This window comes from Candidatus Krumholzibacteriia bacterium, assembly GCA_035649275.1.
GTDB lineage: Bacteria > Krumholzibacteriota > Krumholzibacteriia.
Genome location: DASRJW010000091.1, coordinates 18,932 through 27,535, shown reverse-complemented (window position 1 = coordinate 27,535; position 8,604 = coordinate 18,932). Strand labels below are relative to the sequence as shown.

Genomic DNA, 8,604 nt, shown 5'->3' with positions numbered 1-8,604 from the left:
GTCGCCCTCGATGTCGGTGTCGTTGCCCCGCACTCCCGGTGCGGCCATGGTGAGGACGACGTCCTCGTCGAGAGCGTAGGCATCGTTGGCAGCAGTGGGTGCGTCGTTCACGGCGGTGACACCGAGAGCCACGGTGCCCGTGCTCGTGGCACCGCTCGGATCCCGGAGCGTGTAGGTGAAGCCATCGGCGCCGAAGTACTGCGCCGAAGGCGTGTAGGTGAAGCTGCCGTCCGCGGCGAGGACGAGCGTGCCGTGCGCCGGTGAGGTGGCGATGCCGACCGTGAGGACGTCCCCGTCGATGTCGCTGTCGTTGCCGCGCACTCCCGGTGCCGCGACGGTGAGGGTGATGTCCTCGGCGGTGCTGTACGCATCGTTGGCGGCGGCCGGGGCGTCGTTCCGTGGCGTGACGTAGAGCAGGACGGTCTCGCTCGACGAGGCGCCACCCGGATCATGGGCCGTGTAGGTGAAGCTGTCATTGCCGTTGAAGTTCGACGCCGGTGTGAAAGAGAAGCCGCCGTTGCCGTTCAAGACCAGGGTGCCGTGCGCCGGCGGCGTGACGAGCGTGGCGGCCAGGAGGTCTCCGTCGATGTCCGTGTCGTTGCCGAGAACCCCCGGCGCGGCGATGGTCAGCACCACGTCTTCGGCGGTCGCGTATCCATCCATGTCGGCGACCGGAGCGTCGTTCACCGCCGCCACCGTGAACGCCACAGCGCCCGTGTCGGTGGTGTTGGCAGGGTCGCGCACCGTATAGGTGAAGCCGTCGGCACCGTGGAAGTCCGCCGCGGGCGCGTACGTGAAGCTGCCATCGGCGTTGAGCCCTAGGGTGCCGTGCGTGGGCGGCGTGACGACGAGCACGGAAAGGGCGTCGCCGTCCACGTCGGCGTCGTTGGCGAGGACGCCGGGAAGGGGCCGCGTGAGGGGTGCGTCCTCGAGAGTCGTGTAGCTATCGTCGCCAGCCACCGGGGCGTCGTTCACCGCCGTCACCGAAAGCGTCACGCTCCCCGAGACGACTCCGCCCCTGCCGTCGTTGATGGAGTAGACGAAGCCGTCGGCGCCGTTGAAATCGGCGGCCGGCGTGTAGGTGAAGTCGCCGCTTGGGCTGAGCTGCAGCGCGCCGTGCGCAGGAGGGGAGACGACCGCGGCGGCGAGGTCGTCGCCGTCCACGTCGGTGTCGTTGTCCAGGAGACCGGGCGGGCCGACGACGAGAGGGTTGTCTTCGAGAACCACGTAGGTGTCCACGGCGGCCACGGGCAAGTCGTTCACTGGTCGGACGACGAGGGTGACTGTGGCGCTGGCGGCGGTGACCAGGTCTCGGGCCTGGTAGCTGAAGCTGTCGTTCCCGACGTAGTCGCGGGCCGGCGTGTAGGTGAAGCTTCCGTCGGCGGCAAGGGCCAGGGTTCCATGCGTCGGGGGCGCGACGACGGCGGCGGTGAGAGCGTCGCCATCCACGTCGGTGTCGTTGCCGAGAAGACCCGGCACGCCGACCACGAGTGTCTGGTCCTCGTCGAGGCTATGGGTGTCGGCGCTGGCCGCGGGGGCGTCGTTCACTGGGCTCACGGTGAGCGTCGCCGTGCCCGTCTGGGTTCCACCGCGGCCGTCGCTCACGTTGTAGGTGAAGCCGTCGGCGCCATGGAAGTCGGGTGCGGGGTCGTAGTCGAAGCCGCCGTTCGCCGCGAGCGTCACCGTTCCATGGGACGGCGGTGACGAGATCGTGACCGAGAGCGGATCGCCATCCACGTCGGCGTCGTTGCCGAGCACCCCCGGTGCCGTCACGGCGAGGGGTGCGTCCTCGGGGGTGAGGTAGCTGTCGGCAGCGGTCACGGGGGCATCGTTCACCACCCCGACGCTGAGGCTGACAGCGGCCGTGGCGGTGCCGCCGTGTCCGTCGTTCACCTCGTAGGTGAAGGCGTCGAGGCCGCTGAAATTGGCCTGGGGTGTGTAGGTGAAGCCGCCATGGGTGGCGAGCACCAGCGTGCCATGGGTGGGCGGCGTGATCGTCGTCGCGGACAGCACATCGCCGTCGACATCGGTGTCGTTGCCGAGAAGGCCCGGCGCTGGTACGACGAGGGGGACGTCCTCGCTGGTCGCCTGCACGTCGGCGAGCGCGACCGGGGCATCGTTCACCGGCGCCACGGTGAGCGTCACGCTCCCCGAATCGGTACCACCCTTGGCGTCGCGCAGCGTGTAGACGAAGGTGTCGGGCCCGAAGGTGTTGGCCTGGGGCGTGTAGGTGAAGCTTCCGTCCGGGGCGAGGACGAGGGTACCGTGCATGGGGGGTGTGGCGACAGTGGCGCTCAGCGCATCGCCCTCCGGATCGCTGTCGTTCCCCAGGAGACCGGGAGCTGGGACCACCAGGTTCCCGTCCTCGTTCGCGCCGTAGGCATCATCGGTGGCCCGCGGCGGATCTTCGATGGCGCTCACCGAGAGCGTCACGGCGCCCGTGTCGCTACCGCCGTTGCCATCGCTCGCCACATAGAGGAAGGAATCCGGGCCGTTGTAGTCCGCCGCTGGCGTGTAGGTGAAGCTGCCGTTGGCGGCGAGGACGAGGGTGCCGTGGGTGGGGGCTGTGGCCATCGCCGTGGTCAGGGCGTCGCCATCGAGGTCCGTGTCGTTGCTCCTCACTCCCGGGGCGGCGATCACGAGGGAAACGTCCTCGCTCGTGCCGTAGCTCTCGTCGCCGGCCACGGGCACATCGTTCACCGCAGTCACGGTGAGGCTCACCACCGCCGGCTCGAGGCCACCGCGGTTGTCGTCGGCCACGTAGGTAAAGCTGTCCGGGCCGTTGTAGTTCGCCGCCGGTGTGTAGGTGAACCCGCCGGTGGCTGCCAAGGACAGGCTGCCGTGGGTGGTCGAAGCGGTGAGCACGAGGCCCAGGGCGTCGCCGTCGGCATCGCTGTCGTTCCCGAGCACTCCCGGGGCGGCGAGAGTCAAGACGCCGTCCTCGACCACGCTATAGCCGTTGTCCACTGCCACCGGCACGGCGTTGGCGCCCCCGCCTCCCGGCCGCGTCTCGATGACGAGGACCGGGGGCTCGACGCCTTCCTTGGAGCTGTACTCGGCGCTGCTCGTCGAGGCGTTCCGCAACGCGAAGCTGTAGACGCCATCGCCGCGGATGGCCGAGGTGATGTCGAACTCCACCCATTGATTCACGCGCACCGTGCCCGCGGAGCCGAGCGGAGTGCCGGCGATCACCGGCGCGTTCGCCCAGGTGAGGGTCCCTTCGCTCCAGGCCGTCGTAGTGCCGGGGAAGTAGTTGGAAAGGCGGAAGAGCGAGCCGCCATCGATGCTTTCGTTGACACAGAAGAGGCGCAGCTTGGCGCGGTACACCGTCGTGCCCGTGCCGGTGACGCTGAACTTGAGGAAGCTCCGATAGCTAGTGGCATCGGCTTCGACGCGCAGCTTACTGGCGCTCCCCGAGGGCACCGAAGGCGTCGACGAGTTGCCCGTGGCGTCCTCGAGGGGGGACAAGGTGAAGGTGAGCGGCGTGATGTTGAGGGTCACGTTCGTGGTCGAGCTCTGCAAGCTGCCGTCGGAGGCCCGGTAGCTGAAGCCGTCGAGGCCGTAGTAGTTCGACTGCGGCGTGTAGGTGAACGAGCCGTTGGCGTTGAACGACAGGGTGCCATGGCTGGTCGAGCTGATGAGGACGGCGGAGACGGGGGTGCCGTTGGGATCGCCGTCGTTGGCGAGCACGCCCGGTGCGGGCACGGTGAGAGCCTGCTGCATCGGCGTAGAGTACGAGTCCAAGAAGGCGACCGGCGGGTCGTTGGCCGGCGGCGTCGTGCTCACGCTCACGCTGACGAGGTCGGTGGAGACGAGTGGACCGTCCGTGGCGCGCAAGCGCAGGACGTAATCGCCAATCAGGGAGAAGCTGGCGAAGCTCTGCGGTGTCGAGGGGCTGGTGAAGGTGACCGTGCCGGGGCCGCTCACCTTGCTCCAGGTGACCGAAAGCGAGGCCGAACCGGGATCGCCGTCGTCACTCGCCTGGCCGCGCAGCCAGGCTTGCTGCGCCATGCCGATCGCCAGGTCCGGCCCGGCATCGACGCACGGGGCGGCGTTGACCGGCGAGCCGGCGAAGGGCTGGCGGTTGACGGTGAAGACGGGAACCGCATCCGTGCTCACCGTGACCGTGATCGGTGGCTTGTCGCCGCGCTCCACCTGGATGCGCCGCATGCCGGGCACGCCGAAGGGGTTGTCGTCGATCCAGGAGTGACCGTCCCCATGGATGAAGAGCACGGGTTTGCCGAAGGTCACCGCATCGGGGACGAAAGCGTCGAAGAAGAGGTTGGTGCCGCTGCCGGGGCCCGCCTGGGCGAAGAGCACCGCGGCACGGACGAAGGGTCTTTGCTGCACGAGCTGCTGCTCCACCCAGGCGGCGTCGTCCTGCATCAAGGCGTCCGGATTGGAGCCGCCCACGAGATGGAGGCCGATGAAGAGGACGCCGCTCGAGACGAAGGCGAAGTTCTCCGGCCGCGCCGTCTGCCGCCACACCGGGAGTTGGCTGCAAAAGTAGGACTCGAGGTTCAGGAAGCTCGTCGTCCAGAAGCTCCAGGCCTGGGTCGGGTCGTCGCAGTCCTTGGTCTCGTTGTCGCCGGGCAGCATGAAGGCGGGGACCGTGAGCTGCTCGAGGACGTCCGCCACCTGCTGGTAACGGAACTCCTCGCAGGGGGTGCCGCCGGGGAAGATGTCCCCGACATGCACGAGGAATTGGCCCGGACTGTAGAGATTGTGATTGAGGACATGCTGCTGCAGGATCGGAAGTTCGCTCTCGTCGTACGGGACGTCGCCGATGGCGGTAAAAGTGATGGGCTGGGCCTGAAGGAAGCCCGGCAGCACCAGGAGGCAGCAGGCGAGGACGACGGCGGTGAGCCGGGGACGGAGGGAAAGGTGCGCAGTACACGCATCCCCTTCGGTGGGGACGGCGCGAGCGATAGCTGTGTGCAGAGACATCCTCCGAGGCGCCGGGCGCTAGATCGGTGCCGCCAGGCACAGCACCAACCGCGTACGGCCGGGAGCCGCGGAGTGCGATTGGGCGCAGAGTCATGTACGTATGAGCTTACCGCACTGTGGTATGCAGAGAGAAGCAGAAGCGGTGGATGCATTGGAAATGCGCCTTGTGTATCCAGCGCAGCGGTTGTCCATCGTGCAATGGGTGGATTGACCCACGCGCGACGTGGTGGCCATCCGGGCTAGCGGAGCCGAGAAATACGGAGCGACGAGGCGAAACGGCGGAGAGAAAGCGGCGCGGGGCGTGCCGTCGCACACCCCGCTGCCTTCGAACCCGAGCCTCGCGGCTCTCACTTCATGACCACCATCTTGCGGTTGAAGCTCTGGCTTCCCGCCTCGAGGCGGTAGAAGTAGATGCCGCTCGAGACCCGTTCGCCGCTCTCGTTCAGGCCGTCCCAGGTGACCGCCTGATTGCCCCCGGCCTTCCCGGGCCCGTTGATCAGGGTGCGCACCAGGCGGCCGGCGACGTCGTAGATGCGCAGCGCCACCGGGCCGTCGGCGGCCAGATCGAACCGGATCGTGGTGGTGGGGTTGAACGGGTTCGGCACGTTCTGGTGCAGCGCCGTCTGCCGCGGCACGGCGATCTCGTCCGACCCGGGCACATCGGTCGTGCTCGGCGACTGCAGGCACGCCGGCGGCAGGGCGCAGTTGAGGACCTTCTGCAGCAGCACCTGCTCGGGCGACGTTCCCGTGGGCGGATTGCCGGGTTTACGCGCGAAATCGAACCACGGATGGGATTGCAGGATCGTGTTCCACGATTGGGCCGCATTGGCGCGCATGACGATGGCGCCTGCATTGACCGCCTGCCCCGTGCGCGGATCGCGGTAGGAGTGCGTCACCACACCGGTGCCCGACACGCCCAGCGCGTCGTAGTCGCGGGAGACCGGGCAGCCGCCATCGAGGCGCCACTCGTCGCCGGTGAAAGCCGTGACGCAACCCTCGGAGTTGGTGAAGGACGCCTGCCCCCGTACCAGCGGGTAGGGATCGGCGTTCTGCGCCGTGGCGTTCATGACCACCGCCATGTCGGTGGCGTAGAGCGGGGCGGTCGGCCGCTCCTCCAGGGCGTTCGCGCCCAGCACCCAGAGGGTGCCGAAGCCGGCGGTGCTGGCGGGGACCTGGTTCAGCCAGCTGCGGAACCAGCCCGCCTGGTCCACCTTCTGCGCATCCAAGTCGCTGCCATCGGGCATGAGCCATCCGGTCGGGCCGGAGTTGCCCAGGTCGTAGACGATGAGGTTATAGCCCTGCGCTTGCTGGACCCGCCCCCGCCCGCCGAGCTGGTTGTTGGTGTTCCCGAGCCCGGTGTGGTCATAGACGTCGTAGTGACCCTGATAGCCCAGGCGGTCGAGGTTGTACATGAAAGAGGTGCGGTTCACCACGCCGCCCCGGCGGCGTGAGTTCACCATCTGGGCGTACAGGATGCAGTTTCGTTGCGTCGAGGCCGTCAGTTCCGCCGGCGTCGGGTCGAGGTCGCCGTGCGGATCGGCGGCGATGCGGTTCAGGTAGGACTGCGACCAGTTGATGGCCGGGAGGAAGCTGACCTCGAGCATGCCGCCGGTGGCCTGGTTGGCCTCCGCCACCGACGCCGGCACGCTGGTCAGGCCGGCGGGATCCGAGCTCACGCCGCCGAGGGCGTCCTGGGCCAGCCAGAGGTAGTGGAGCTGGTCGCCGCCGCGGAAGTAGGTGTCGTCGAGATCGACGAAGAAGAAGCCGTCGAGGGCGGCGCCATTGCTGCTGCGCACCGTGTCCACGGTCACGGAGAAGAAGCCGTTGGGGCCGACGGTCCACGGCGCCGGCGCCTTGCCCGCGTGCGGGCCGCTGGTGATGGCGCCATACCACTGCACGCTGGTGATGCCCCCGGCGTTGCGTGCATCCGTCACCTCGACGCTCACCGAGTCCCCGGTGATGAGGTTCGGGCTGGTGTTGTTGATCCCCAACTCTGTGCCGATGGAGAAGGCCGCCGTCCCGAAGCGGTCCGTGCTGGGACGGAAGTGCTCTCCCGTGCCCGGGGTGACATCAGGGTGCGGCTCGGTGGGGAAGCAGTCCTGCGCCTGCGAGCGCGCGTCGATGCCTTCGTTGATCACCGGTCCGCCCAGAATCCGGCGGCCGATGCGGGTGTTGTCGATGTACGGCCCCGGGCCGGGGACGAAAGTCGCCGGTGGCGGCACGCCCACGAGCCACTGCCAATCGGAGGTGCGGTGCCGCACTTGGATGCTTTGCGCGTTGGGCGGGAACTCCGGAGTCATGTCGAAGTTGAGCGTGACCCAACCGAAGAAGGAGAGGGAGTTCCACTGCGAAGCGTGGCCCCAGCCGCTGATGCAGTTCTGCCCGCTCACGGTGCTCTGGGCCCGGACCGACCAGTTCTGCACGATGCGGCTCTGGGAGAAGAAGTTGCCGGGGAAGCGACGGAAGCGCAGCACCGTGCCCGTCGCCGTCGGCGTCGAGGCCAGGCTCACCCATGGGCTGACGATGGTGTTGTCGAGCCAGTTGCGGATGACATAGCCATCAGGCGCGAAGGCCATGCTCGGATCGTTGGCCAGGGTGGGGGTGATGTGATCCGTCCATAGCCAGGCGCAGGACTTGTTCTCGGTGCAGAAGTCGTTGTCGGTGACGTGCTGGAAGATCCGGGCCCACTGGCCGAAGGGCTTGCTGTCCTGGATATTGAGGAAGGAAACGCGGGGGTTCAGCGTGCCCTCGAAACCTTCGGTCACCGGGTTCGTGACCCCGACGAGGGTGATGTTGTCCACCACCAAGGCCCTGCCCAGAGAAGAGGGCTGCAAGCCATCGCAGGGTGAGTAGCCGCCGTCGGAGAAGAAGGCCAGGTAGACGCAGTGGGTGCCGGGGCCGTAGCTCGGCACCGTCACCGAGTCCACGACGCCGCCGGTGTCGTAGCCCGAGGCGGAGTGCTGGACGGTGCGGTAGGCGGCTGCGTTGGCGCTCGGATCGGTAGCGAAGTTGACGCGGCTGAAGGAACCACAGAGAGAATCGGTCTCGACCTGCAGGAAGTCGAAGCCGCCCTCCGAATCCAGGAGATAGTTGAAGGACACGAAGCCAGAGCCGGAATAAGTGATGCGGATGGCCTGATACCAGTCGTTGTCGTAGCCCGCCGGTTCGGCACAACAGAGGTTGTTCACATAGCCGAGCCCCGCGGCGTTGCCAGTGATTCCGCCGACGCCGGTGAAGGCGCTGTTCACGGTCCAGTAATGGATGCCATCGTTGAGAATATGGTTGTCGACTCGGGTCCAGCCGGCGTCGACGCAGGGGAAGCCGCCTTCGAAGTCCCAGTCGGCGATCCACACTGTGTCCGACAGCGCTTTGGAAGGTGCAGGCTCGGTACCCTCGATGTCCCCGAGGATGTCCACGTAGGGAGTCGGATCAGCCACCTGGTGACGCTGGCCGGTGGGACGGGCCGCGGCGACACTGGCGAGCAAAAGGACCATCCCGACGCAGGCGCAAGAGACACGAGTGTATCTCTGCAGCATGTTGGAACCCCCTAACGACGTGTGACGATGGGTGGAATGGCGAGTACCGCAGGGGTCGAGCCCTCCCAGCGACCCGAGGGATGCCCTTTTAGAGCGGAGAAAGACCCGGACACGCCGCGGT

Annotated in this window: 2 protein-coding genes; both read right to left on the bottom strand. The window is 67.6% G+C overall.

Annotated elements, in window-relative coordinates; all coding sequences use genetic code 11:
- On the bottom strand, positions 1–4,947 hold a 4,947-nt coding region (locus tag VFE28_09200; protein ID HZM16165.1), incomplete at its 3' end, for an Ig-like domain-containing protein.
- A gap of 347 nt (positions 4,948–5,294) precedes the next feature.
- Positions 5,295–8,483: a FlgD immunoglobulin-like domain containing protein gene (locus VFE28_09195; GenBank protein ID HZM16164.1), complete on the bottom strand. Its 3,189-nt coding sequence runs from the start codon at positions 8,481–8,483 to the stop codon at positions 5,295–5,297.
- Positions 8,484–8,604: the final 121 nt, after the last annotated feature.